We start from the raw sequence: 23,388 nt of genomic DNA on the forward strand, positions 1-23,388 counted from the left end.
AAAGCATTGCCTCGGCAAGCGAATATCCGGGCGGCCGGGACCGCATCAGGCAGTTCTTCCTTGAACCTTTCGCCCCCAAGTGCCAAATCTGGTGCCACTTACGCGCCTCACTCCTGCCGCGCGCCACTTCTATATGGACAAAATGGTCACCTATCTCGACGCCGCCACTGCACCGCTCAGAAACACCGGCCAGATCCGCCTCTATGGCGAGGAAGGCTTTGCCGGCATGCGCAAGGCATGCGACCTCACCGCGCGCTGCCTGGACGAGCTGGTGCCAATGGTCGGTCCCGGCGTCACCACGGACACGATCGACCGTTTCGTCTTCGAGTTCGGCATGGACAACGGCGCGCTGCCGGCCACACTCAACTATCGCGGTTACACGAAATCGTCCTGCACCTCGATCAACCATGTCGTCTGTCACGGCATTCCCGACAACAAACCGCTGAAGGATGGCGATATCGTCAACATCGACGTGACCTACATCCTCGATGGCTGGCACGGCGATTCCTCGCGCATGTATCCGGTCGGCACGATCAAGCGCGCCGCCGAACGCCTGCTCGAGGTCACCCATGAGTGTCTGATGCGCGGCATCGCCGCGGTCAGGCCGGGCGCGCGCACCGGCACCATCGGCGCCGCCATCCAGACCTACGCCGAAGCGGAGCGCTGCTCCGTGGTGCGCGATTTCTGCGGCCACGGCGTCGGCCAGCTGTTCCATGATGCCCCCAACATCCTGCATTATGGCAGCGCCAATGAAGGCGTGGAAATGCGCGCCGGCATGATCTTCACCATCGAACCGATGATCAATCTTGGCCGGCCGCATGTGAAAGTCCTGTCGGACGGCTGGACGGCGGTGACGCGCGATCGCTCGCTGTCGGCGCAGTATGAGCACACGATCGGCGTGACCGACACCGGCTGCGAGATTTTCACGCTGTCGCCCAAAAAGCTCGACCGCCCCGGCCTGCCGGTTTAGGACGCCGTGGCGAGGTCTTGAATAGCGGCCTATTTCCAGTGTTTGCGCGGCCGCCAGTCTCGTCCTGATCTCGTAGCCGGCGCATTATTTCCCGGCAACTGCGCGGACGGCCGTCGCTAACCCTGCCATTGATGCAGGGATCGTAGCGTTCGCGCCGGTAATTGTCGTGCCGTTCCCGATAACGCTCCCGGCGGTCCAGCATGCGCAGGAGCTCCCGGCAGTTATGCGGCTTACCGTCGCTGTAACGGCCGTCCGTGCAAGGATCATCGTATTGGATGAAATGGATCGGGAGGTTCTGATCAGAGCGGCTACCGGCGGGTACGGCATCGATCACCAGGGCAGCCATTGCAGGGCTGAAGCTCAGAAGCAGCCCGGCGGACAGCAGGATACGAACGAGGCTGGGCATCTTGGTTCTCCGATGCGGGGCCATCAATGGCGATGCCGTGAGCTTGCGCGACCCCCATTGCCGCAACATTGCGTCGAGGTCGGTGGCTTACTTATTCCTTGCCGCCGAAAAGACCTCGACCGCCCCTGCCCGCCGTCCTAGTGTTTCGCGGGGATCAGCGATCATTGCTCGGGCTGGATGGGCGACACATGGCGACACAGGGCGATGACGACGAGCGGAGTTTCTTCTCCGAGGTGCCAGTGCGGCAAGACACGAAGGCCAGACAGGCTCCCGCCGAAAAGCCTCACTATCTCGGCCACCGTGATCGTCTGCGCGAGCGCTTTGCCTCGGCCGGCCCAGATGCCTTGCCCGACTATGAACTTCTGGAACTCCTGCTTTTCCGCCTGATCCCGCGCGCCGACACCAAGCCGGTCGCGAAGGCGCTGCTGGCCCGCTTCGGCACGTTGGCCGAAGTGCTCGGCGCGCCCGTCGGCCTGTTGCAGGAGGTCACGGGCATCGGCCCGACCGTGGCGCTCGAGCTGAAGGTCGTCGCGGCAACCGCCCAGCGCATGGCGCGCGGCGAGGTTCAGGGCCGCGAAATCCTCTCGTCATGGCAGCAGCTCCTCGACTATTGCCGCTCGGCCATGGCGTTCGAGGCGCGCGAGCAGTTCCGCATCCTTTTCCTCGACAAGAAGAACGCGCTGATATCAGACGAGGTGCAGCAGACAGGCACGGTCGACCACACGCCCGTCTATCCCAGGGAAGTGGTCAAGCGCGCGCTCGAACTGTCGGCCACCGCGATCATCCTGGTCCACAATCACCCTTCCGGCGACCCGACGCCGTCGCGTGCCGATATCGAGATGACGAAAGAGATCATCGAAGCCGCCAAACGGCTGGGCATTTCCGTGCATGACCACATCATCATCGGGCGCAAAGGATACGCCAGCATGAAGGGCCTGTTGCTGATCTAGGTCTTGTATTCGTGAGACGGCAACGCCACGGCGCTGGCGATTATCCTGGCCGGAATTTGAAAATCATTCAATTGTGGAAAGGACGATGCTGATGCCGCGCACTCGCGGATCAATCTTCCAGTGGCGACAGCCCAAAAGATCGCCACTCTTCTAAAATCAAGGCCGATCGGTCTTGCAGCTGCCGGCAATCTGGCTGACCGCCTCGTCGAAGCCGGCGAGGTCGAAATCGGCTTGGCCACGCCCCGACAACAATCCGAAGCGCCATGACAGCAGCAGGCGGTTTGCCGGCACGAGGCGCTTGATGCCATCGGCGCCGTCGCGCATCAGCTGCCTGCCTCGCGTGCCGACGGACCAGCTCTCGTCGAATTTGCCGGCGCCGTCGATGGTGACCGACATGGTGATCTTCCGGCTGGCGGAGACCGCGTCGTTCAATTGCAGCCATTCGGTCCAGGCCGGCTCGCCGTCAGCCCGGCAAGCGATGGTCAGCACCGGGCTGTAGCTCAGCGCGCCGCCTCCGGTGATCAGTTTGTTGGTGGCATAGACCGACGCCGTGACGAGGCCGTCATTGGCCGTGTCAAAACGCCAATTCTCCGTACCGGCCCCGGCAGCGCCGCAGGCCAAGGCAAGGAAAAGCACCGTGGCGGCAGCGCGCCTCATTCCCACGAACACCCCCAACGACATCACCAATTACCTCTGGCCTTCCAACCAACCAGATAATGATCAAGGCTTCGTATCGCCACCGGTGCCCATCAGGAACGAATCCGATGTTGCAGTTTGGCAACGAAAAAAGGCCGCCCGGAGGCGGCCTTTCGAAATTCGCTGCCATGAGCGGCCTATTCGGCGTCCTTGGCGGCCTTCTTTTTCGGCGCGGCCTTTTTCTTCGGCTCTTCCGTCTCGTCAGCGGCATCGCTTGCCTTGGCTTCGGCCTTCTTCGACGCGGCTTTCTTGGCCGGCTTCGCCTTGGCCTTGGTCTCGTCTTCCTCGTCGTCGGCCATCAGCTCTTCCTTGCTGACCTTGACGTCGGTGACCGAGATCTGTTCGAGCAGGTGGTCGACAACCTTCTCCTCGAACATCGGCGCCCTCAGCGCGTTGAGCGCCTCGGGATTGCTGCGATAAAACTCGAAGGCTTCCTGCTGCTGGTTGGCCGGGAAGCGGCGAACCTGCTCGAACAGGCCGCGCTGCAGTTCCTCGTCCGAAACCGTGACGCCGGCCTTCTCGCCGATCTCGGCCAGCACCAGGCCAAGGCGCACGCGGCGCTCGGCAAGGCGCATGTATTCGGCGCGCGCTTCTTCCTCGGTCGTCTCTTCGTCGGCGAAGGTGCGGCCGGCGGCTTCCAGGTCGCGGTTGACCTGCGCCCAGATGTTGTTGAACTCGGCTTCGACGAGCTTCGACGGCGCTTCGAAGGAATAGGCCGCATCGAGCTGGTCGAGCAGCTGGCGCTTGACCTTCTGGCGCGTCATCGAACCGAACTGGTTCTCGATCTGGCCGCGCACGATGTCACGCAGGCGCTCGAGCGATTCCAGGCCAAGGTTCTTGGCGGTCTCGTCGTTGATTTCGAGCTCGCCGGGCTTCGACACTTCCTTGACGGTGACCTCGAAGGTCGCTTCCTTGCCGGCCAGATGCGCCGCCTGGTAGTTTTCCGGGAAGGTCACGGTGATCTGCTTCTCGTCACCGGCCTTGGCGCCGATCAGTTGATCCTCGAAGCCCGGAATGAACTCCTTGGAGCCCAGCACCAGCGGCTGGTCGTTGCCGGCGCCGCCAGCGAAAGCCTCGCCGTCGATCTTGCCGACATAGTCGATCGTGACGCGGTCGCCTTCGACGGCCTTGCCGGTCTTCGGCTCGTAGCTGCGCGCCGATTCGGCGACGCGCTTGACCTGGTCGTCGATTTCCGAATCCGGAACGTCGAACACCTGGCGCGTCACCTTGATGTCGGAGAAATCCTTGATCTCGATCGCCGGAATGACCTCATAGTTGAGGCGGAACTCGAAGTCGGCGCCTCCGGCCAGGATCTTCTCGGCTTCCTTCTCGTCCTCGGTCATGATGACCTCGGGCTGCATGGCGGCCTTTTCGCCGCGCCCGGTGATGATCGAGCGGGTCGAGTCGTTGAGGATCTCGTTGACCACTTCGGCCATGAACGACTTGCCATAGACCTTGCGCAGGTGCTGCACCGGCACCTTGCCCGGACGGAAGCCGTTGATGCGGACCTTGTTGCGGGCGTCCGACAGCCGCGCCATCAGCTTGGCTTCCATATCACCGGCCGGCACGGTGATCTTGATCTCGCGCTTGAGACCGGAATTGAGAGTTTCGGTGACCTGCATCGTAAAACCTTTGTTTTCACCAATGAGGCTGCCAAACGGCTCCCTGCCGTTCACAGCCTGCCGGTAATTCTTGCCGGGAATGGCTTTTGGTACGGAACCTGGCGATTTGACCGGAAATACGGCTCAAACTCTCCCAAACTGCGTTCCAAAATGTGAATAAGTTCTTGTTTTTCCTACTTCTTATCACATCTTGTAGAAGCGGATCGTCGCGTTCCGTCACATTTGACACGCCTTTTGTCACAGGCGAGCCTAATTTTCAACAGTCTTCGCGTTTAGGCGAATAACCAACATTCCGGCCCTGAGCCAACATCTTGTCTCCGACATTGACAGAATGATGGCTACATGGGATTGCCGGGCCACGCGGGTATGGCGGAACTGGTAGACGCACCAGATTTAGGTTCTGGCGAGAGATCGTGGGGGTTCGAGTCCCTCTACCCGCACCACCCTTCGCTCTTCGAGCTTCGGGTGGCAGGTCACCCGGAGCTCGCTAGACGAAGGAGCGTCCTGCGAAACCTGGCGAAGAGGACCGGCGTCGTTATCGCGCGTCCCACGGTCTAATAAAGCGGCTCCTCGAAAAGCGTCTTGTCGCCATCCATCAGCGCCTTGATCTGCGCCGTGCCGTCGGCGGCGAGCGCCAGCTTGATCCCGAACGGGCGCACCCGCATGTCGCTCTGGATCGCCATCCCCTCGCCTTCGGGCAGATAGAAGCGCTCGATGCCGTAATCCGGCGCGATCGTCATGCCTTCGCCGCGAAGATCCCAACCTGCGGCGACATGGCCCGAAATGTCGGCTTCGTCCGCGGCGGCCGGCGTCGGTGCCGTGCCGAACCAGGCGGCGGTCGGCGTCCAGTAGCCGTCGGCGCCCTTCTTCAGCCGGACCACGATCGAGGTGTCGTCGCTGGACTGTTTGTCGGACGCAATGTTGGCGATCATTTTCACCGGTATGCGCGAGATGTCATAGCCGAGGACGATATAGTCGCCGCGCAGCAAGTCGCGCGGATCGACTGGTTGGATCTTCAGCAGCACTTCCTTGCCGTTACGCAGGATCGCCGCACGGCTGGCAATGATCCAACTGAGAAAACCGAGTTGGACGAGCGCCAGCACCAGCGCCGAGATGACAAGCCTCTTCCCGGTCATCATGCCGTGGCTCCCCCAATGGCCGGACCCTTCATGCGTTTTTCGACGCGGATGATGACGATCGCAAGCACGCCCAGCAGCAGCGCGGCGGCGAGGAAGAAGCCGGCGGTGTCGAGCATCGACTGAAGCGTCACGACATAAATGATGGCGAGTTCGAAGGCGAAGCCGAGATAGGCCAGCCAGCGCAGCCCGCGGCTCTCACGGCCTGCGAACATGATAGCCGCGACGATACCGGCCAATGCGACGACCGAAGCGATGACGAAACCGCTGTTGTAGGTGCTCTCGTCAGCCAGTTCGAACTGGGTGATGGCCAGACCGGTGAGGAAGCCGAGCAGCGCGTGCAGGGGCAAACGACCGCCGAGTTGCACGGTCCTGTCCACCGGTTCCGGCGCAAGAACGGCAGCAGCGAAAAGCGCGACAGAGACGATGACCAGAGGGATCGCTACCGGCAGCGTCGCGTGATCCATGGCCAGGAGCACCAGATAGAAAAGCAGCGACAAGATGATCAGATGCCGCGCTGGCTGGCTGCGAGTCCAGAACGATACGGCAAACAGCACCACCGCCATGACGATGAAGGCGTGCGGAAACTCGCTACGGCTGTAATAGTCGAACCCTTTCAGGAACAGCCAGGCGTCGGCGATGCCGATCGCTGTCACGGTCAGCGCGTTGGAGCGCAGCGCCACCGCCGCCAATGCCGTGCCGGCGCCCCAGGTGACCAGGGCGGAAGCCTCGTCGCCGGACAAATGGTACATCTGCCCGATCAGCGCGATCGAAGCGCCGAACGCGGCCGCCGCCACGACCCACAGGGCTTCGCCGATCGCCGCATGGTCGCGCGTCTTCAGCACCGCCCCGCCGACATAGCCGCCAAGGATAACGGCGAACAGCGCGGCCACCCGTGCCAGCCGCGGGATCGCTTCCCAATTGGCGGCGACGAAGATCAGGATGGCCGCTCCAAAGAGCAGGGCTGCCATCATCGCGAGGATCGAGCCGAAGCTGAGCGACTGGCGGCCGTTGGCGTCGACGTCACGGGTCAGGGAATCGGCTGTGGCGGCGTCGATCAGGCCTGCCTGCCGCCACCGCGCGATATCGGACCTTAGTCGTGATGAATACCCCGCCATTCCCCTTCTCCCCCAGTTGGTCTTTTTTCAGCCGATCAGCCCAAACCGTTGACGTCACGGCACTTTCTGATTCTGGCTTCTTTGTGTCGGGTCGGTGAAACCGCGTTAATGTTGCATTGCACAATTTGCATTGCTGCCATGCAGCCATAGCGCTTTTAAATCGATATGGGTCCCCCTACTTATGGTTCGTACACAAACGGAATGATCCGCAAGAAAGACGAAACGAGAACTACCATGAACCTGATCCGCAACTACCGCAACTGGCGCCGCTACCGGGACACCGTCTCCGAGCTGAGCCGCCTGAGCAACCGTGAACTGACCGACCTCGGCATCAGCCGCAGCGACATCCCTTACGTCGCTCGCAAGGCGGTCTAATCCTTCGGGCCGCGAATGGTCCGAACCAGTTTTGAAAAAGAGAACGACAATGAACTTGATCCGCAACTATCGTAACTGGCGCGTTTATCGCGAGACGGTTACCGAGCTGGGTCGCCTTTCGAACCGCCAGCTGCATGATCTCGGCATCGTCCGCGACGAAATCAAGATCATCGCCCGCCAGGCGATGTAACCAAGGAATTTCGCTGGGGTCGACCTCCTCCCCGACCCAAGCGAATTCGGTCCGCCCTTACCTCCTCCCAAGGGTTGACCATCAAAACGGCGCCCGCCGCACCTCCTCCCGCGGCGGGCGTTGTTTCCCCGGGGCAAAAGGATTTTGCCCCAGAGGTTTCGCCCTCTGTAAAAAATGCGAAGAGAATTTCGTCTGAGCCGACCTCCTCCCCGGCGATGACGAATAGGCCCAACCTTCACCTCCTCCCGAAGGTTGGCCACCCAAACGGCGCCCGCCGCACCTCCTCCCGCGGCGGGCGCTGTTTCCCCGGGACAAACGAATTTTGCCCCAGAGGTTTCGCCCTCTCTAAAAATGCGAAGAGAATTTCGTCTGAGCCGATCTCCTCCCCGGCGATGACGAATACGGTCGGCCTTCACCTCCTCCCGAGGGTCGACCCCCAAAACGACACCCGCCGGACCTCCTCCCCCGGCGGGTGTTGTTGTATTCAGGGGCAGGTGTTCCCGACCAGGCGTTTCGCGTTACCGCCACGCGACAATTGCAATCGCCGCGGCAAGCGATTATTCCGGCGGCCATGAGCAAAAATCCAATCCATATCATCGGCGGCGGCCTCGCCGGTTCCGAAGCGGCATGGCAGGCGGCCGAGGCCGGTGTTCCCGTCATCCTGCATGAAATGCGCCCGGTTCGCGGCACCGATGCCCACAAGACCGATGGCCTGGCCGAACTCGTCTGTTCCAATTCCTTCCGCTCCGACGACGCCGAAAACAACGCCGTCGGCCTGCTGCATGCCGAAATGCGGCTGGCCGGCTCGCTGATCATGAGCGCCGGCGACGCCAACCAGGTGCCGGCAGGCGGCGCGCTGGCCGTCGACCGCGATGGTTTTTCCGACGCGGTGACGAAAAAGCTCGAGGCACATCCGCTGATCACCATCGAGCGCGAGGAAGTTCCCGGCCTGCCGCCGGCGGAGTGGGACCAGGCGATCATCGCCACCGGGCCGCTGACCGCGCCATCGTTTGCCCAGTCGATCGCCGAAGCGACCGGCGCCGATGCGCTCGCTTTCTTCGATGCCATCGCGCCGATCATCCATTTCGACACGATCGACATGGATACCTGCTGGTTCCAGTCGCGCTACGACAAGGTCGGGCCTGGCGGCACCGGCAAGGATTATATCAACTGTCCCATGGACAAGGATCAGTACCTCGCCTTCGTGCAGGCGCTGGTCGACGGCCAGAAGACCGAGTTCAAGCAATGGGAAGGCACGCCCTATTTCGACGGGTGCCTGCCGATCGAGATCATGGCCGAACGCGGCGTCGAGACGCTGCGCTACGGACCGATGAAGCCGATGGGCCTCACCAATGCGCACAATCCGACGGTGAAGGCCTATGCGGTCGTCCAGTTGCGGCAGGACAATGCGCTGGGCACGCTCTACAACATGGTCGGCTTTCAGACCAAGCTGAAGCACGCCGAACAGGTGCGCGTGTTCCGCACCATCCCGGGCCTCGAAAACGCCGACTTCGCCCGCCTTGGCGGCCTGCACCGCAACACCTACATCAACTCGCCGACCTTGCTGGACGCCTCGCTGCAGCTGAAGTCGCGACCCGGCCTGCGCTTCGCCGGCCAGATCACCGGCTGCGAAGGCTATGTCGAGAGCGCCGCCATCGGCCTGCTCGCCGGGCGCTTCGCCGCGGCCGAGCGGCTCGGCCATGCACCATCGCTACCGCCGCTTACCACCGCCTTCGGCGCGCTGCTCAACCACATCACCGGTGGCCACATCGTTTCCGGCGACGAGCCGGGCAAACGCTCTTTCCAGCCGATGAACGTCAATTTCGGCCTGTTCCCGCCGGTCGAGGCGCCGAAGAGCGAGGGCAAGCGCATGCGCGGCAAGGACAAGACCGTCGCCAAGCGCCACGCCATCACCTCGCGTGCCCTGCAAGACTGCCGTGAATGGCTGGGTGTGCCGGCGCAGACGGCTGAGGCTGCCGAATAAGCTCGCGGCCTGATTGGACGCTCGGCGTAAAGTAGGATACTATCCTACTTTACGCCGAGCGGAGCCGTTCCATGGAAGCAGCCGAGAAACTATCCGTCACCGTCACACCCGCGATGGCACGCATGATCCGCGAAAGAGTCGAGGACGGTTCGTTCGGCTCGGCCAGCGAGGTTATCCGCGCAGCTCTTCGCGCTTTCCAACGCGAAGAAGAGGAACACGCGGAGCGCATGGCCTCGATCAGGGCGCGTGTGAAGGCGTCGATCGAGGATACGAGACCCGCCGTTCCGCTCAATGAGGCAATCGACAGAGTAAAGAACCGCATTTCGCAACTGGCGCGAGACAATGATGATTCAGCGTCTCGCCGTCGTTCTTAGCGAAGGAGCTATATCCGACCTTGAGGCTATCGCCGCCTATGTGCTTGAGAGCAGCGGAAGCGAAAGCATCACCAACGGTTTCGTCGACCGGATCAAGGAACGCTGCCTGGGCGTTGGAAACGTCCCTCGTGGCGGTCGCCCGCGTGATGACATCGCGCCGGGACTGAGGGCGGTTCCTTTCGAACACTCCGCTGTTATAGCCTACGTGGTCGAAAGCGATGTCGTTCACATCGTCAACATCTTCTACGGCGGCCGCGACTACGAAGCGCTGATAGGCGATAGCGACAAACCCTCTTGACCGGACAGCTACTCGGCCGGCTCGGCGGTCGCTAACGGCAAGCCTGGCTTGCCCGCCTCCGCAGGATTTCGCCTGACATAAGCAGCCTTCAGCGTCTCCGAAGTTTCGCGTGAGCCGTCATGGCTCCAGCCTGGTGGCTTAATCAGGTAGTTCAGTCGCTCGCTCACTGTCAGCCCCGGCGCGAAGGCATCCCTGAACATGCCGATCCATTCGTGGAACGCCACTTTCAGCGGATTGAAAGTGCCGAGATTTTTCACGATGCCGTAGCGCGGCCGGTCCTCTTCCAACTCCTCGACGAAGGTGCCGAACATGCGGTCCCATATGATCAGCGTGCCCGCATAGTTGGCGTCGAGATAGCGCGGGTTGGTGGCGTGATGGACGCGGTGGTGCGAGGGCGTGTTGAAGATGAACTCGAACCAGTTCCATATCTTGCCGATCGTCTCGGTGTGGATCCAGAACTGCCAGACCAGGTTGAAACCGAAGGTGAAGGCAATCACCGCCGGATGGAAGCCGAGCAGCACCAGCGGCGCCTGCAGCACGAACATGAAGGTGAACAGGCCGGTCCAGCTTTGCCTGAGCGCCGTCGACAAATTGTAGTGCTGGCTGGAATGATGGTTGACGTGCTCCGCCCACACCCAGCGCACCCGGTGCGCGATGCGGTGGTAGACGTAGTAGCGCAGATCATCGAGCAGGAAGGCCGCCAGGAACACCCAAACCGACAGGCCGAGATTGAAGACCCGGAACTGCCACAGCCACAACAGCGCCCAGTAGGACACGACGCCGAGCAGCAGCCCGGCGACGACGTTGCCGGTGCCCATCATCAGGCTGGTCAGCGTGTCGCGGGTCTCGAACGAGCCCTTGGCGCGACCGGTCCGCACCAGCCAGAGCTCGATCAGGATCGCGGCGACGAAAAACGGAATGGCCAGTTGGGTGACCTGCGGAAAGTCGTAGCTGTCCATCACGCTGCCTCCTTCCCGGAACTCGTGTCTCGCGGCCCAAGAGCGTTCAGCAAGGCCTGCACGTCGGCGGCGTTGGCGAAGCGGAAGCGGCCGCCCTTCCAGGTGAAGTCCGTCAACCGCAGCTGGATCGTGTCCGTCTCGTCGGCATGGGACACAACGACGTCCCGAGGCGTCACGACGCGGGTCAGAAAGCAGTCGCCGATACCGTGGACGATGCCCGTGCGGCCATGGCCAAGATCGAGAAAAGCGGACCGGCTGTCCGCGGTTAGTCGAACCGCGGTCGCGATCTCGTCGGGAAAGTCCTGTGCGAAACGGCCCATGGCTTGATCCGCGCCGGTCAGAGTGGCCATATTGCTGCCGCCGGTGAAATGCACGGCGGCTACCGACAGCGCGATGCCCAGAACGACGATCACAACCAGCACGGGCAAGCTCATGAACGAGATCTCCTCCGGGCCAGCCTGTCGTCTTCGGCGACAGTTCTCGGCAGGCGGACTTCTTATCACGATTGACGTTTACGTCAATGTGTCGGCCAGCCCTTGCCCGCGCGGAGCAGCAGCAGCCAGTGCCGGCGGAACGCCGACAGCCGCACCACGCCCCCGAGCGGGGCCTGGCGCGAGCCTTCCATCTTGTCGAGATAAGCGCGTGACAGCGCCAGCGGCAGGAATGCCGGGCGCAACGATCCCGGCAGCGCGGCAGCACCCCGTTCGAAGGCGGAAAGATGTTCGCGCGCCAGCGAGATCATCGCGGCCACGGCGCGCTGGGCACCAGGACCGCCATCGTCGGCAACGAATTCTTCCGGCGACGAGCCCGCCGCCGCCAAGATGTCAGCCGGGACAAAACACTGCCCGCGCCTGCGATGCAGCGGCAACAGAAGCAAAAGGCCCGTCATTGCCTGCGCGCAGCCCGCCCTGCCCGCCAGTTCGGCGAACCTTGGCGCCTCGACAGGATCGAGCACCATTGCCGCAAGCTGGATCAGCGCGGCTGCCGTCTCGCCGCAATAACCTTCCAGATCGCTGCGCGACGGCATCGGATCGTCGTAGAGATCGAAGATGCGTGCTTCGAGCATGTTCTCAAAAGCCAGTTTCGGCAACTTGAACGCCGCAATGGTGGCGTTCAAGGCTTCGGCAACGGGATGGCCCGCGCCCGCCTCGCCGCCGGCGGCGATGACATCGCGCCACCATTGCAGCCGCACCTCGCCGGGCAAAGGCTCATGGATGCGGTCACGAATGCCTGATATCTCGGCATTGAAGGCATACAGCGAAAACAGCGCCTCGCGCTTGTCGGCCGGCGCGTAGAGCGCGGTGAGATACCGATCATGGTCGGCGACGCGCACCGCATCCATGACGATTTCAGTATTCTGCGACATATCAATCGACGGCGATGAGCGCGGCCGCCACGGCGCGGTTTTCAGCCAGAAGGACATTGTAGGTCCGCACTGCTGCCCCAGTCGACATCGGGTCGGACGCTATGCCGGCATCCTTCAGCGCTGCCCGCAGCGCCGCCGGCAACGGCCTGAGATCCCGACCCATGCCAACCAGCAGGATCTCGACCTTGTCGGCCTCGGCCAGGAGCCTGTCGAAATCCGCGACGGTCAGCGCCAGGGGATTTGCCGGTTCCCAGCCATGGATGCCTGTGGGCAGGCACATGAGCGAGCCGCGATGCGACATGTCGGCAAAGCGGAAGCCGCCATTGCCGTAGGCCTCGATCGGCGCGCGGCCGGGGAAATGCGCCTCGCGGATGACGATGCCTTTGCCGGCCATCACTCTGTCACCCCTCCGGGGCCGCGCGTCAGGTCGCGACGGCCTTGCCGCCGCTGACCGGCTTTTCCTCGTCGGTCGAAGCCTGCGGCCGCAGCTTGAACAGGATCAGCAACGGCGCCGCGATGAAGATCGACGAATACGTGCCGAACACGACACCGAACAGCATCGCCAGCGTAAAGGAGCGGATCACTTCGCCGCCGAACAGCACCAGCGCCAGCAGCGCCAAGCTGGTCGTCACGGACGTCAGCGTCGTTCTCGACAACGTCTCGTTGATGGCGTTGTTCAACAGCTGCGGCAACGGCATTCGCTTGTATTTTCGCAGATCCTCGCGGACGCGGTCATAGACCACGATCGTGTCGTTCAGCGAATAACCGATAATGGTCAGGATCGCCGCCAGTGACGACTGGTTGAATTCGAGCCCGCTGATGACGAAGAAACCGAGCGTCATGACCACATCGTGCACCGTCGCGACGATAGCGCCGACCGCGAACTGCCATTCGAAGCGGAACCAGACATAGATCAGGATGCCGGCCAGCGCGACAATCATGGCTATGGTGCCTTGCTTGGCCAACTCGCCGGAAACCGTCGGGCCCACCACTTCGACGCGGCGGAAATTATACTGATCCTGCAGTTCGCCGCGCACCTTGTCGATCACGGTCTGCTCGGCATTTTCACCGGCATCCTGCGTGCCGACGCGGATCAACACGTCGTTGGGTGCACCGAACTGCTGCACCTGCACTTCGCCGATGTTAAGTTCCGTCAATCGGCTGCGGATGTCACCAATATTGGCATCGCCGCTTTTCGACTGCACCTCGATCAGGGAACCGCCCTTGAAGTCGATGCCGTAGTTGATGCCGACGCTCATGAACAACACGACGGACAATATCGACAATGTGCTCGACAGCGCGAACGTCCACCGGCGAATACCCATGAACGGAATTTTCGTGCCGGGCGGAACGAAGGTCACCGGTGCGCGCGGCAGTTCCTTCGGACGTGCGCGGCGCAGCCAGATCGAGACCAGCAGGCGGGTGAAGGTGAAAGCGGTGAAGACCGTGGTCAGGATGCCGATAGCATAGGTGATGGCAAAGCCCTTCACCGGTCCGGTACCGAGATAGAACAGCACCACTGTGGCAATCAGCGAGGTGACGTTGGAATCGACGATGGTTGCCAGCGCCTTCGAGAAGCCGGTGTCGATCGCCTGGATCACCGAGCGACCGGCGCGTCGCTCCTCGCGGATACGCTCGTAGATGAGCACGTTGGAATCGACCGCCATGCCGATGGTCAGCACGATACCGGCAATACCGGGCAAGGTCAGCGTCGCGCCGAGCAGCGACAGCAGTCCGACGATCATCGCCACGTGCACCGCCAGCGCGATATTGGCGAGGAAGCCGAGGAAACCGTAGGCGACGAACATGAATGCCACGACGAGGATCGAACCGATGATGCCCGCGACCTTGCCGGCATGGATCGAATCCTGGCCGAGGCCAGGACCCACGGTACGCTCCTCGATGACCGTCAATGTCGCGGGCAGCGCGCCGGCGCGCAGCAGCACGGCGAGATCGTTGGCGCTTTGCGCTGTGAAATTGCCGGAGATCTGGCCGGTGCCGCCAAGGATCGGTTCACGGATCTGCGGTGCCGATATCACCTGGTTGTCGAGGATGATGGCGAACAGCTTGCCGACGTTCTGCGCGGTGGCCTGGCCGAAGCGGGCAGCACCCTTGGAATCGAAGCGGAACGAAACCACCGGCTCGTTGTTCTGCGAATTGTACGTCGCCTGTGCGTCGACGAGGTTTTCACCCGACACGATAACGCGGTTCTCGATCAGGTACGGAACCGGCGGATCGTCCTGGGAATAGAGCACCGACGAACCGGCTGGCGGGCGCCCCTTGAGCGCGTCCTGTACCGGCATCGACTGGTCGACCATCTGGAAGGTCAGCTTCGCGGTCTGGCCGAGAATCTCCTTCAGCCGCTGCGGATCCTGCAGGCCAGGCACCTGGACGAGGATGCGGTCCTCGCCTTGCCGCTGCACGATAGGCTCGGTCGTGCCGAGTTCGTTGACGCGGCGCTCGACCACCTCGATCGACTGTGCCAACGCGGTCAACGTGCGGTATTTGATGCCGGCGTCGGTGACGGTGAACTTAAGCAGGCCCGGCTCGGAATCATCGAGCGCCATTTCCTGGATGGAACCGCCGGTGAACAAGCCGGCTGCGACAGGATCGGTCAAAGTCTTCAATGCCTTCTTGGCGGCATCGAGCTGGGCGGGATCGGTGATGCGGACCTGCAGGGTCTTGCCGGTGCCGGCAAGACCGGTATAGCCGATCTTGGCATCGCGCAGCAGTGTGCGGATTTCGTCGCGGGTCGTCTCCAACCGATCCTTGATCAGATCGTTCTGGTTCATCTCCAGCAGGATGTGCGAACCGCCCTGCAGGTCGAGGCCGAGCGTCATCTGCCGCTTCGGCACCCAACTGGGCAGCTGAGCCAGCGTGCTGGCGGGGAACAGGTTGGGCGCGGCGAGGATCACTGTGGCGGCCACGGCCAGCCAGATCAGGATCATCTTGAAGCGCGAGAAATAAAGCATAGGGCGTCGTCCGTCAGAGCGTGTCCGCGGATCGCTCCGCCTTGAATCTGGTTATTTCTTGGCGTTCTGGTTGGCGACCGGTTCGCCCTTGACGCGCACATCGGCGATCGTTGAGCGCAGCGCCGTCACCTTGGTGCCGCCGCCAAGATCGATCTCCAGCTCGTTGTCGTCGATCACCTTCGTCACCTTGCCGACAAAGCCGCCGCCGGTGACGACAGTGTCGCCGCGACGAACCGCCGCCAGCATCTCGCCGCGCTTCTTCAGCTGCGTGCGCTGTGGGCGGATGATCAGAAAATACATGATCACGAAAATCAGGACAAACGGCAAAATGCTGATGAACATATCGGGAGAGGCGCCGCCGATGCCTTGGGCGTATGCCGGTGTCACGAACATCGAGGTACTCCTGAATTTTGAAAAACAGCCACCAAACGATCAAGCGAGATTTGGCGGCCCCTAGAAATTTGGCCGGAATATAGTCGGTAAAGTTGTCAATGCAACTGCGCGGCCAGGCAAATCGGCTGCTTTTCCGGCCTGTTTAGCCGTGTTAGAGCAGGATCGCGAAAACCGCGAGCCGGTTTTCGGAAAAGATCACGCTCGAACAAATGGTTGCAACCGGTTTCGAAACCGCCGAAATCGAACCGGGTCCACCTGCCACCGCAAAAACCGAAGCAAAAAAGACCCGACATGACCGATACCAGCATCGACGCCCTGAACCAGAAACTCGACCGCCTGATCGAGGCGGTGAGCCGCCTCGCGCCGCCGCCGGTGCCTCAAACCGACCTCAACGTGGCCGACTGCTTCGTCTGGCAGGCCGATCCCGGCTATCTGGAGCCGGTGCGCAAGGTCAACCGCGTCGATATCGGCCTGATCCGCGGGGTCGACCGCGTCCGCGACATCCTCGTCGACAACACCGAGCGCTTCGCCGCCGGTTTCGCCGCCAACAACGTCCTGTTGTGGGGTGCGCGCGGCATGGGCAAATCGTCGCTGGTCAAAGCCGTACACGCGCAGATCAATGCCAAGGCGAAGCCCGGCCTGCCGCTTAAGCTGATAGAAATCCACCGCGAGGACATCGACACGCTGCCGAAGCTGATGGGCCTGCTGAAGGCGGCCCCCTTCCGCGTCATCCTGTTTTGCGACGATCTGTCCTTTGACCATGACGATACGTCCTACAAGTCGCTGAAGGCAGCACTCGAAGGCGGCGTCGAGGGCCGTCCGGCCAACGTCATCTTCTACGCGACCTCGAACCGCCGCCACCTGTTGCCGCGCGACATGATCGACAATGAGCGCTCGACCGCCATCAACCCATCGGAAGCGGTCGAGGAAAAGGTCTCGCTATCCGACCGTTTCGGCCTGTGGCTCGGCTTCCACAAGTGCTCGCAAGACGAATATCTCGACATGGTCAACGGCTATGCCAGCCACCATGGCCTCGAAATCGACCCCGAGCAGTTGCGCGCCGAAGCGCTTGAATGGGCAACCACACGCGGCAGCCGCTCAGGCCGCGTCGCCTGGCAGTTCACCCAGGACCTGGCCGGCAGGCTCGGCAAGCCATTGAAGGATTGAGGCGTTGGATCGCGTCGCCAACCCGATCAACCGACAACGTCATTTGGGCGGCTGCGTCCGTCGCAAATCGCGCGGGGTTTGACCGATCTCGCGGCGCATCCAATGCGCCAGGTGTGACTGGTGCGCGAAGCCCGTCATTTCAGCTACTTCGCTTGTGCTGAGGTCGCCTCGCTGCAGCAGAACGCGTGCGCGTTCAACGCGACGCCGTAACACGTAGCGGTGCAGGGTGACGCCCGTCGCCACTTTGAACCATGTCCGCAAATGCGAGCTGCTCGCGCCGGCAATTCGGCTTAGTCGATGAATCGAAAGCGGCTCGTGAAGAGACGCCTCGATGTGCTCCAGCACGCGTTTGAGCTGGGTATCCGACAAACGGTTCGTTCGACCGATATCAGGTTCACCAAGGCCGAGCAGCCTCACCGCCAGTGCGGCGCCAATGCTGTCGGCAAACAAAGGGCCGCTTGGCGAATCTGCATTCAGTTCGCCCTCGAGCGCCCGGGCGAGATGTGCGATGCGCTGGTCGCGAAGCAGGTGGCGCGTGTCGAGCCGCAATGCTTGCCCCTTGCCACCAAGCTCCGCCACCACCCTTTCCATCAGCGCTGGCTGCAACGCAATCTCGATCGTGTCGAAAGGGGTTTCGGCCTCGAAGCCGCCCTCCTGGCCGGCTGGCACCACGTCGATATCCCCGGCGCGCCTGACGAAATATCGCCCAACCTGATTGCAGTAGGAGCGTGTCGCCGCGCTGGCATGCATCATGATGCGATGGTGCGGCGCCCGGGACAGGCGGTAGACTCCGGCTTCGATATGCCGGGAGGCCATTGTTACGTCGGGCACGGCTTGAGCCGGAGCGTATTGCGACCGCATGCTCTCTCTCGATTCATGGCAAAACCTGTCCGAGATTTGGCAATTCCCGCGCGATTTTCAATGCCGTCGACCTGTACTCACGCCTCTCCATCAAATTTGGACGAGAGGTTACACCATGAGTTTCTATGTTGTTGTCGGAGCGGGCCCCGTCGGTCGCGAAACCGCCCGCCTTCTTGGCGAGGAAGGACATGATGTCGTTCTCACCAGCCGGAGCGTCGGCTCGAACGCATTGCGGAACGTGCGGCCCATGCAGGCCGATGCTACTGATGCGTCGGAACTCGCGCGTGTCTGCCAAGGCGCCGATGCCATCTTCATGTGCGCCATGGCCACCTATCACAGGTGGCCAACCGATTTTTTCCCCATCATCGACGGCACCGTGCGCGCGGCCGAAGCGGTCGGCGCGAAACTCGTCGTGTTGGGCAACCTCTATGGCTATGGGGAAAATGCCGATAGCCCGCTTCGTTCCGACCTGTCCCTGGATCCGACTTCGAAGAAGGGAACGGCCAGGACGATCATGTGGCAGCGAGCCGCCCGTGCCGACGTGCCGGCAATCGAAGTGCGGTCCAGCGACTATCTCGGCCACGGCGCGATCAGCTACTTCTCGCTGGTCGCCCTGCCCTCCATCATCGAAGGGAAGCCTACCGCTTTCATTGGAAACCTCGATGCGACGCATGCCTGGGCCTTCACCAAGGACGTTGCCAGGACGCTTGTCGCGGCTTCCCGCTACACGGGCGAATGGGGACGGGCGTTTCACGTCCCCTCACAATACGCCTCACCCCGGGAGCTCATCCAGAAAACCGCTGCGATGCTTCGACAGGAGGTCTCAGAAATCCGCTCTTATTCGATTGCCGAGATGGAAGCATTGGGTATGCATGAGCTCATCGAGATGAGCTATCTTTTCGAGAACCCCTTGCTGGTGGATTCTTCCGACGCCGAGGTGCTTCTCGGTATCAAGGCCAGCAGCCTTGAGGTCATGATCGCCGACACGCTGCGTGATCATCTCCGCGCTTGAGGGCCGGCCTTCGGCAGAACTGAAAAAGCCCGCTCCTTGCGGAACGGGCTGAGCCGGCGGGCTGGACTGGAGGTCAGGCGGCCCGCATATCGCTTTTTTTCTTCTATTCGAGATAACCTGACGGATCGACCGGAGCCGAATTCTTGCGCACTTCGAAGTGCAGCTTCGGCGAATCCGTCGTGCCGCTCATGCCGGACAGCGCGATCTCCTGGCCGCGCTTGACCTTCTGGCCGCGCTGGACCTCGATCGAGCTGGCATGGCCATAGACGGTGACCAGGCCGTTCTCGTGGCGCACCAGCACCGTGTTGCCGAATTCCTTGAGCCCGTCGCCGGCATAGATGACAACGCCGTTCTCGGCCGCCTTGACCGGCGTGCCCGTGGGCACGGCGATATCGACGCCGTCCTTGCCGGATCCGAAACCGGAGATCACCCGGCCGCGCACCGGCCAGCGCATCTTGCCGATGCCGGTGGCATCGGGTGCCACCGCGTCGTCGTCCTCGGCCTGCTGGATGACCTTGGCGTCCTTCTTCGGCGGCGTGTAGGAGGCCAGCGTTTCCGAAGGCGTGGCCTTTGCCGGGACTTGCGTTGTCGCGGTGGTCACCGGATCGACCTTGGCCGGCTTGGCGCTGGCAACCGTCGCCGTTCCGCCGCCCGGCACCTTCAAGGTCTGGCCGATTTTCAATATGCCGTCCTTCATGCCGTTGGCCTGCTTCAGCGCGACCACGCCGACGCCGGTCTTTCTGGCAATCGAGGACATCGTGTCACCCGACTGGACCGTATACGTACCGGCGGCGCCGGTTGCCTTGGCCATCTGCGCCGGCTTGGGTTCCTTGGGCTGGTTCGCCGTGGCCGACGCATCGACCTGGGCGGCGGACTTGCCCTCCTTCAGCTTAGGCTGCTGCGGCAGCACCGCCACCTTGTCCGGCGCGCTGGCCGGCAGATCATGCTTGCCGTCCTTTGCCGGCTTTGCGTCGGCGACCTTCGGCTCGGCCTTGCTCGAATAGGCATAGGCCGGGATGACGATCTTCTGGCCGGTCTTCAGCCCCTTGGTCGGGCTCAGGCCATTCACCTTCATGATGACATCGGCCGGCACCTTGTAATGCGCCGCCAGGCCGGAAATGCTCTCGCCGTCCCTGACGGTGATTTCGGTCGCGTGCGGCGTGCCTGCCTGGGCCATCCTCGGCTCGTCGGGCTGGGCATTCTTGAAAGGCTTGGCGGCCGGCGCGACAGTGCCGGTCGTCGTCCTGTCGACATGAGGAGCGGGCCGAACCAAGGCCGGCGCCGATGCGACACGCACCGGATTGGCGGCAGGCGCGAGCGCTGGAGCCGGCTGCGCTTGCGCGGAAGCCGGCGGCGGCAAAGGCCGGCTCGAAACCGGATCGAGGCTGGAACGGCTCACCGACTGCGTGTGGCTGCCATCAAGCGGAGCAGCCGAGACGTCGCCCGGATAAGGCTGCACCGCATCCTGCTTGTTGATGATGGCACGTTGATTGTTGGTCGAGGACGTGAAGACGTCGTCGACACTGTTGAACCGCGAAGCCTGGGAACTGCACCCGGCCGCCGCGCCCGCAATCATCAGAACAGCGCAGCCCCGCGCCAGATTGCGACTATTTGTCTTCAAAACACTGAGTTGCATCGCACTAACCCGCACAAACGCTGCACCAACTGGACAGGATTAAAGCGCGTTAATGTTACTGGCCGGTTAACCCATTAGAATCCGACGAAAATTTTCTTAAAACATTTGGGGATGATCAGCGGCACGATGGCGAGCCCGAAAGAGATCCGGCGGCCGGCCGGAAACTAGATAACCGCTGCAATGCTGCGCAGGATCGGCTGCAGCCGCACGAGGCCGATATCCTCGCGCTCGAAACGGCTGCCGACCTTGGTGAGCTTGGCCAGCACCTGCTCGCCCTCCTCCGGCCCGATCGGCGCGATGACGATGCCGCCGCTCGACAATTGGTCGAGCAGGAAGCGCGGCAGGCTGTCGAATGCCGCCCAGGCGACGATGCGGTCAAACGGCCCTTCATTGGGCAATCCGTTGGAACCATCGGCCTGCCGCACGATGGCATTGCTGATGCCGAGTGCCTCGAAGCGCTGCCTGGCTTGCTCGACCAGCGTCTTGTACCGATCCACGGTCACGACCCGCGCCGCCAGCCGCGACATGACAGCCGATGTGTAGCCGGAACCGGTGCCGATCTCGAGCACGCGGTTTCCCGTTTCAATGGCCAATGCGGCGATCACCGCCGCCTGCAGATCCGCCCCTTCGATCGCTTCGCCGCATTCGATCGGCAGCATGCGGTCCGACCAGGCGATCTGGTGGTATTGCGCTGCCAGGAAGCCGCGTCGCGGCGTTGCCTCGAAAGCCGCGATCAGCGCCTTCGGCACCGTTCCCCTGCCGCGCAGGCGCAGCAGGAAAGCGGCAAATCCTTCGCGATCATCGATTGGAAAGCCCTGATTCATGCAAGCGCCTTGCTCAGCTGGTCACGGATCTCATGCGCGGTAAGGTCAAGCTGCAGCGGCGTCACCGACACCAGCCTGTTGCGCAGGGCAAAGAGATCGGTGCCCTGCTTGCCCTCGACCGGCTCGCGGCCGAAGCGCAGCCAGTAATAAGGCAGGCCGCGCCCGTCGCGGCGCTCGTCGACCCACAGGCTGTGCACCAGCTTGCCCTGCGTGGTGACCACCGTGCCGGCCACTTCCTCGGGAAGGCAGTTGGGAAAATTGACGTTGAGCAGGACGCCGTCCGGCAGCGGCGTCGCGACGAGCTTCTTCAGCAGTGCCGGCGCCAGCGCTTCGGTGGTCTCATAGGGGACGACGCGATCCTCGCCGACAGTGCTGTAGCCCTGGCTGAGCGCTATCGACCGGATGCCGAGCAGCGCGCCTTCCATGGCGCCGGCGACGGTACCGGAATAGGTGACGTCGTCGGCGATGTTGGCGCCCGAATTGATACCGGACAGGATCAGGTCGGGCGCACCGGGCAGGATCTTCTTGACGCCCATGATGACGCAATCGGTTGGCGTGCCGCGCACGGCAAAATGCCTTTCGCCGATTTTCCGCAACCGCAGCGGCTCCGAAATCGACAGCGAATGCGCATAGCCCGACTGGTCCTGTTCCGGCGCCACCACCCAGACATCGTCGGACAGGGTGCGGGCGACGCGCTCGAGCGACGCCAGGCCCTCGGCATGAATGCCGTCGTCATTGGTCAGAAGAATGCGCATTATTTCGATTCGATCTTTTCCAGCCCACCCATGTAAGGCCGCAGCACTTCAGGAATGGTTACGCTGCCATCCTCATTCTGATAGTTTTCGATGACAGCTATGAGCGCGCGGCCGACAGCGGTGCCCGAACCGTTCAGCGTATTGACGAAGCGGTTGCCCTTGCCATCCTTGTCCTTGTAACGGGCATCCATGCGGCGCGCCTGGAAATCGCCGCAGACAGAGCAGGACGAGATTTCGCGATAGGCGTTCTGGCCGGGCAACCAGACCTCGATGTCATAGGTCTTGCGCGCGCCAAAACCCATGTCGCCGGTGCACAGCACCATGGTCCGGAACGGCAGCTCAAGCCGCTTCAAGACTTCCTCGGCGCATTGTGTCATCCGCTCGTGCTCGGCGAGTGAGGATTCCTGGTCGGTGATCGAAACCAGCTCGACCTTGTAGAATTGATGCTGGCGCAGCATGCCGCGCGTATCGCGTCCCGCCGAGCCTGCCTCGGAACGAAAGCAGGGCGTCAGCGCCGTGAAGCGCAGCGGCAGCTTTTCATGCGCCGTGATTTCTTCGCGCACGAGGTTGGTGAGCGGCACTTCGGCGGTCGGGATCAGGCCAAGCCTGCCCTCCCCATGTGGCGTGAAGAACAGATCCTCCTCGAACTTCGGCAACTGGTTGGTGCCGAACAGAACGTCGTCCTTCACCATCAGCGGCGGGATCACTTCCTCATAGCCGTGCTCGGTCGTGTGCAGGTCGAGCATGAATTGGCCGATGGCGCGTTCCATCCGCGCCAGGCCGCTCCTGAGCACGGTGAAGCGCGAGCCCGACAGCTTCGCCGCGCGCTCGAAATCCATCATGCCGAGCGCTTCGCCGATCTCGAAATGCTCCTTCACCCAGTTCGGCCGTGTCGGCACCTTGCCGACGACATGCTTGACGACATTGTCGTGCTCGTCCTTGCCGACCGGCACGTCGTCGAACGGCACATTCGGCAGCACCGCCAGCGCATCGTTCAGCGCCTTGTCGAGCTCGCGCTCGCGCGCCTCGCCGTTCTGGATGAAGGTCTTGATCTCGCCGACTTCGGCCTTGAGTTTCTCGGCAAGGGCGGCATCGCCCGAACGCATGGCGTTGCCGATCTCCTTCGAGGCGGCGTTGCGGCGCTCCTGCCTGGTCTGCAGCTCGGTGACATGTTCGCGCCGCGCCTCGTCCTTGGCGATCAGCCCGTCGACCGTGGACTGCGCCTCATCCGCCGACCACGAGCGCTTGGTGAGCGCCTCGACAAGGGCCTTCGGGTTGTCGCGAATCCATTTGATGTCAAGCATGGTGTCCGTCCTCAAGCTGG

At 62.5% G+C, this 23,388-nt stretch carries 24 protein-coding genes and 1 tRNA gene; 10 read left to right on the forward strand and 15 right to left on the reverse strand.

The genetic code is table 11. The features are described 5' to 3' along the window. Positions 1-142 precede the first annotated feature (142 nt). Positions 143-970: a type I methionyl aminopeptidase gene (gene map / locus FJ943_RS18630; RefSeq protein WP_140723672.1), complete on the forward strand. Its 828-nt coding sequence runs from the start codon at positions 143-145 to the stop codon at positions 968-970. Positions 971-1,564: 594 nt separating this feature from the next. Continuing rightward, entirely contained in the window at positions 1,565-2,326 is a 762-nt protein-coding gene (radC, locus tag FJ943_RS18635; RefSeq protein WP_140723675.1) for a DNA repair protein RadC, read from the forward strand. A 156-nt stretch (positions 2,327-2,482) separates the two neighbouring features. On the opposite strand, the gene FJ943_RS18640 is transcribed toward radC, so the two are convergent. Together FJ943_RS18640 and tig are read right to left on the reverse strand one after the other, a co-directional pair. Next, a complete protein-coding gene (locus FJ943_RS18640; protein WP_246671906.1) occupies positions 2,483-2,983 on the reverse strand; it encodes a hypothetical protein in 501 nt (166 codons plus the stop codon). A gap of 176 nt (positions 2,984-3,159) precedes the next feature. Beyond that, on the reverse strand, positions 3,160-4,644 hold the full coding sequence (gene tig / locus FJ943_RS18645; RefSeq protein ID WP_140723678.1) for a trigger factor: 1,485 nt from the start codon (positions 4,642-4,644) through the stop codon (positions 3,160-3,162). A 360-nt stretch (positions 4,645-5,004) separates the two neighbouring features. On the opposite strand from tig, the gene FJ943_RS18650 reads away from it, so the two are divergent. Continuing rightward, positions 5,005-5,087, forward strand: a tRNA-Leu gene (locus tag FJ943_RS18650). 111 nt (positions 5,088-5,198) lie between these two features. Here FJ943_RS18650 and FJ943_RS18655 read toward each other — a convergent pair. Together FJ943_RS18655 and FJ943_RS18660 are read right to left on the reverse strand one after the other, a co-directional pair. After that, entirely contained in the window at positions 5,199-5,783 is a 585-nt protein-coding gene (locus tag FJ943_RS18655) for a GDYXXLXY domain-containing protein (protein WP_140661128.1), read from the reverse strand. After that, positions 5,780-6,898: a DUF2157 domain-containing protein gene (locus FJ943_RS18660; RefSeq protein ID WP_140723681.1), complete on the reverse strand. Its 1,119-nt coding sequence runs from the start codon at positions 6,896-6,898 to the stop codon at positions 5,780-5,782. The genes FJ943_RS18655 and FJ943_RS18660 overlap by 4 nt, the downstream gene beginning before the upstream one ends. 234 nt (positions 6,899-7,132) lie before the next feature. On the opposite strand from FJ943_RS18660, the gene FJ943_RS18665 reads away from it, so the two are divergent. From FJ943_RS18665 to FJ943_RS18685, 5 genes are all read left to right on the forward strand, one after another. After that, complete coding sequence (locus tag FJ943_RS18665) at positions 7,133-7,273, forward strand: DUF1127 domain-containing protein (RefSeq protein ID WP_013531315.1); 141 nt, start codon at positions 7,133-7,135, stop codon at positions 7,271-7,273. Positions 7,274-7,322: 49 nt separating this feature from the next. Continuing rightward, entirely contained in the window at positions 7,323-7,463 is a 141-nt protein-coding gene (locus FJ943_RS18670; RefSeq protein WP_015317551.1) for a DUF1127 domain-containing protein, read from the forward strand. Positions 7,464-8,034: 571 nt separating this feature from the next. Continuing rightward, on the forward strand, positions 8,035-9,447 hold the full coding sequence (gene trmFO, locus FJ943_RS18675; protein WP_140723684.1) for a methylenetetrahydrofolate--tRNA-(uracil(54)-C(5))-methyltransferase (FADH(2)-oxidizing) TrmFO: 1,413 nt from the start codon (positions 8,035-8,037) through the stop codon (positions 9,445-9,447). A gap of 71 nt (positions 9,448-9,518) precedes the next feature. After that, on the forward strand, positions 9,519-9,821 hold the full coding sequence (locus tag FJ943_RS18680; protein WP_015317549.1) for a type II toxin-antitoxin system ParD family antitoxin: 303 nt from the start codon (positions 9,519-9,521) through the stop codon (positions 9,819-9,821). Next, complete coding sequence (locus tag FJ943_RS18685) at positions 9,793-10,119, forward strand: type II toxin-antitoxin system RelE/ParE family toxin (protein ID WP_140723687.1); 327 nt, start codon at positions 9,793-9,795, stop codon at positions 10,117-10,119. The genes FJ943_RS18680 and FJ943_RS18685 overlap by 29 nt, the downstream gene beginning before the upstream one ends. 8 nt (positions 10,120-10,127) lie before the next feature. On the opposite strand, the gene FJ943_RS18690 is transcribed toward FJ943_RS18685, so the two are convergent. From FJ943_RS18690 to yajC, 6 genes are all read right to left on the reverse strand, one after another. Beyond that, positions 10,128-11,078: a sterol desaturase family protein gene (locus FJ943_RS18690; protein ID WP_181174584.1), complete on the reverse strand. Its 951-nt coding sequence runs from the start codon at positions 11,076-11,078 to the stop codon at positions 10,128-10,130. Beyond that, the gene (locus tag FJ943_RS18695) at positions 11,078-11,512 is read right to left on the reverse strand and encodes a hypothetical protein (protein ID WP_140723692.1); all 435 of its coding nucleotides are present in this window, start codon (positions 11,510-11,512) and stop codon (positions 11,078-11,080) included. The genes FJ943_RS18690 and FJ943_RS18695 overlap by 1 nt, the downstream gene beginning before the upstream one ends. 83 nt (positions 11,513-11,595) lie before the next feature. After that, positions 11,596-12,444: a phytoene/squalene synthase family protein gene (locus FJ943_RS18700; RefSeq protein ID WP_181174585.1), complete on the reverse strand. Its 849-nt coding sequence runs from the start codon at positions 12,442-12,444 to the stop codon at positions 11,596-11,598. Position 12,445: 1 nt separating this feature from the next. Further along, positions 12,446-12,838 carry an Mth938-like domain-containing protein gene (locus FJ943_RS18705; RefSeq protein WP_140724168.1) on the reverse strand — a complete coding sequence of 131 codons (393 nt, stop codon included), beginning with the start codon at positions 12,836-12,838 and terminating at the stop codon, positions 12,446-12,448. Positions 12,839-12,866: 28 nt separating this feature from the next. Further along, positions 12,867-15,416 carry a protein translocase subunit SecDF gene (gene secDF, locus FJ943_RS18710; protein WP_140723694.1) on the reverse strand — a complete coding sequence of 850 codons (2,550 nt, stop codon included), beginning with the start codon at positions 15,414-15,416 and terminating at the stop codon, positions 12,867-12,869. A gap of 51 nt (positions 15,417-15,467) precedes the next feature. After that, positions 15,468-15,809 (reverse strand): preprotein translocase subunit YajC, encoded by a 342-nt coding sequence (gene yajC / locus FJ943_RS18715; protein WP_010909882.1) that lies wholly within the window; start codon positions 15,807-15,809, stop codon positions 15,468-15,470. 291 nt (positions 15,810-16,100) lie between these two features. On the opposite strand from yajC, the gene FJ943_RS18720 reads away from it, so the two are divergent. Then, positions 16,101-16,976 carry an ATP-binding protein gene (locus FJ943_RS18720; RefSeq protein ID WP_140723697.1) on the forward strand — a complete coding sequence of 292 codons (876 nt, stop codon included), beginning with the start codon at positions 16,101-16,103 and terminating at the stop codon, positions 16,974-16,976. A 39-nt stretch (positions 16,977-17,015) separates the two neighbouring features. Here FJ943_RS18720 and FJ943_RS18725 read toward each other — a convergent pair whose 3' ends face one another. Continuing rightward, complete coding sequence (locus tag FJ943_RS18725) at positions 17,016-17,837, reverse strand: AraC family transcriptional regulator (protein ID WP_140723699.1); 822 nt, start codon at positions 17,835-17,837, stop codon at positions 17,016-17,018. A 115-nt stretch (positions 17,838-17,952) separates the two neighbouring features. Between FJ943_RS18725 and FJ943_RS18730 the strand changes: the two genes are divergently transcribed. Continuing rightward, positions 17,953-18,849 carry an NAD-dependent epimerase/dehydratase family protein gene (locus FJ943_RS18730; protein ID WP_140723702.1) on the forward strand — a complete coding sequence of 299 codons (897 nt, stop codon included), beginning with the start codon at positions 17,953-17,955 and terminating at the stop codon, positions 18,847-18,849. A gap of 103 nt (positions 18,850-18,952) precedes the next feature. Here FJ943_RS18730 and FJ943_RS18735 read toward each other — a convergent pair whose 3' ends face one another. The 4 genes from FJ943_RS18735 to serS all read right to left on the reverse strand — a co-directional run bounded on the left by FJ943_RS18735 (position 18,953) and on the right by serS (position 23,368). Beyond that, positions 18,953-20,485, reverse strand: coding sequence for a peptidoglycan DD-metalloendopeptidase family protein (locus FJ943_RS18735; RefSeq protein ID WP_140723705.1), 1,533 nt, complete (start codon positions 20,483-20,485; stop codon positions 18,953-18,955). Positions 20,486-20,649: 164 nt separating this feature from the next. Then, on the reverse strand, positions 20,650-21,309 hold the full coding sequence (locus tag FJ943_RS18740) for a protein-L-isoaspartate(D-aspartate) O-methyltransferase (protein WP_140723708.1): 660 nt from the start codon (positions 21,307-21,309) through the stop codon (positions 20,650-20,652). Beyond that, entirely contained in the window at positions 21,306-22,064 is a 759-nt protein-coding gene (gene surE / locus FJ943_RS18745; protein ID WP_015317537.1) for a 5'/3'-nucleotidase SurE, read from the reverse strand. The genes FJ943_RS18740 and surE overlap by 4 nt, the downstream gene beginning before the upstream one ends. Next, on the reverse strand, positions 22,064-23,368 hold the full coding sequence (gene serS, locus FJ943_RS18750) for a serine--tRNA ligase (RefSeq protein ID WP_140723711.1): 1,305 nt from the start codon (positions 23,366-23,368) through the stop codon (positions 22,064-22,066). The genes surE and serS overlap by 1 nt, the downstream gene beginning before the upstream one ends. Between the last annotated feature and the right edge of the window lie 20 nt (positions 23,369-23,388).

This window comes from Mesorhizobium sp. B2-3-10 (genome assembly GCF_006442275.1).
Classification (GTDB): Bacteria; Pseudomonadota; Alphaproteobacteria; order Rhizobiales; family Rhizobiaceae; genus Mesorhizobium; species Mesorhizobium australicum.

Excerpts from the sequence above, each read along its gene's own strand:
- map (WP_140723672.1), top strand. The coding sequence starts at position 143 with ATGGTCACCTATCTCGACGCCGCCACTGCACCGCTCAGAAACACCGGC.
- radC (WP_140723675.1), top strand. The coding sequence starts at position 1,565 with ATGGCGACACAGGGCGATGACGACGAGCGGAGTTTCTTCTCCGAGGTG.
- FJ943_RS18640 (WP_246671906.1), bottom strand. The coding sequence starts at position 2,983 with ATGAGGCGCGCTGCCGCCACGGTGCTTTTCCTTGCCTTGGCCTGCGGC.
- tig (WP_140723678.1), bottom strand. The coding sequence starts at position 4,644 with ATGCAGGTCACCGAAACTCTCAATTCCGGTCTCAAGCGCGAGATCAAG.
- FJ943_RS18655 (WP_140661128.1), bottom strand. The coding sequence starts at position 5,783 with ATGATGACCGGGAAGAGGCTTGTCATCTCGGCGCTGGTGCTGGCGCTC.
- FJ943_RS18660 (WP_140723681.1), bottom strand. The coding sequence starts at position 6,898 with ATGGCGGGGTATTCATCACGACTAAGGTCCGATATCGCGCGGTGGCGG.
- FJ943_RS18665 (WP_013531315.1), top strand. The coding sequence starts at position 7,133 with ATGAACCTGATCCGCAACTACCGCAACTGGCGCCGCTACCGGGACACC.
- FJ943_RS18670 (WP_015317551.1), top strand. The coding sequence starts at position 7,323 with ATGAACTTGATCCGCAACTATCGTAACTGGCGCGTTTATCGCGAGACG.
- trmFO (WP_140723684.1), top strand. The coding sequence starts at position 8,035 with ATGAGCAAAAATCCAATCCATATCATCGGCGGCGGCCTCGCCGGTTCC.
- FJ943_RS18680 (WP_015317549.1), top strand. The coding sequence starts at position 9,519 with ATGGAAGCAGCCGAGAAACTATCCGTCACCGTCACACCCGCGATGGCA.
- FJ943_RS18685 (WP_140723687.1), top strand. The coding sequence starts at position 9,793 with ATGATTCAGCGTCTCGCCGTCGTTCTTAGCGAAGGAGCTATATCCGAC.
- FJ943_RS18690 (WP_181174584.1), bottom strand. The coding sequence starts at position 11,078 with ATGGACAGCTACGACTTTCCGCAGGTCACCCAACTGGCCATTCCGTTT.
- FJ943_RS18695 (WP_140723692.1), bottom strand. The coding sequence starts at position 11,512 with ATGAGCTTGCCCGTGCTGGTTGTGATCGTCGTTCTGGGCATCGCGCTG.
- FJ943_RS18700 (WP_181174585.1), bottom strand. The coding sequence starts at position 12,444 with ATGTCGCAGAATACTGAAATCGTCATGGATGCGGTGCGCGTCGCCGAC.
- FJ943_RS18705 (WP_140724168.1), bottom strand. The coding sequence starts at position 12,838 with ATGGCCGGCAAAGGCATCGTCATCCGCGAGGCGCATTTCCCCGGCCGC.
- secDF (WP_140723694.1), bottom strand. The coding sequence starts at position 15,416 with ATGCTTTATTTCTCGCGCTTCAAGATGATCCTGATCTGGCTGGCCGTG.
- yajC (WP_010909882.1), bottom strand. The coding sequence starts at position 15,809 with ATGTTCGTGACACCGGCATACGCCCAAGGCATCGGCGGCGCCTCTCCC.
- FJ943_RS18720 (WP_140723697.1), top strand. The coding sequence starts at position 16,101 with ATGACCGATACCAGCATCGACGCCCTGAACCAGAAACTCGACCGCCTG.
- FJ943_RS18725 (WP_140723699.1), bottom strand. The coding sequence starts at position 17,837 with ATGCGGTCGCAATACGCTCCGGCTCAAGCCGTGCCCGACGTAACAATG.
- FJ943_RS18730 (WP_140723702.1), top strand. The coding sequence starts at position 17,953 with ATGAGTTTCTATGTTGTTGTCGGAGCGGGCCCCGTCGGTCGCGAAACC.
- FJ943_RS18735 (WP_140723705.1), bottom strand. The coding sequence starts at position 20,485 with ATGCAACTCAGTGTTTTGAAGACAAATAGTCGCAATCTGGCGCGGGGC.
- FJ943_RS18740 (WP_140723708.1), bottom strand. The coding sequence starts at position 21,309 with ATGAATCAGGGCTTTCCAATCGATGATCGCGAAGGATTTGCCGCTTTC.
- surE (WP_015317537.1), bottom strand. The coding sequence starts at position 22,064 with ATGCGCATTCTTCTGACCAATGACGACGGCATTCATGCCGAGGGCCTG.
- serS (WP_140723711.1), bottom strand. The coding sequence starts at position 23,368 with ATGCTTGACATCAAATGGATTCGCGACAACCCGAAGGCCCTTGTCGAG.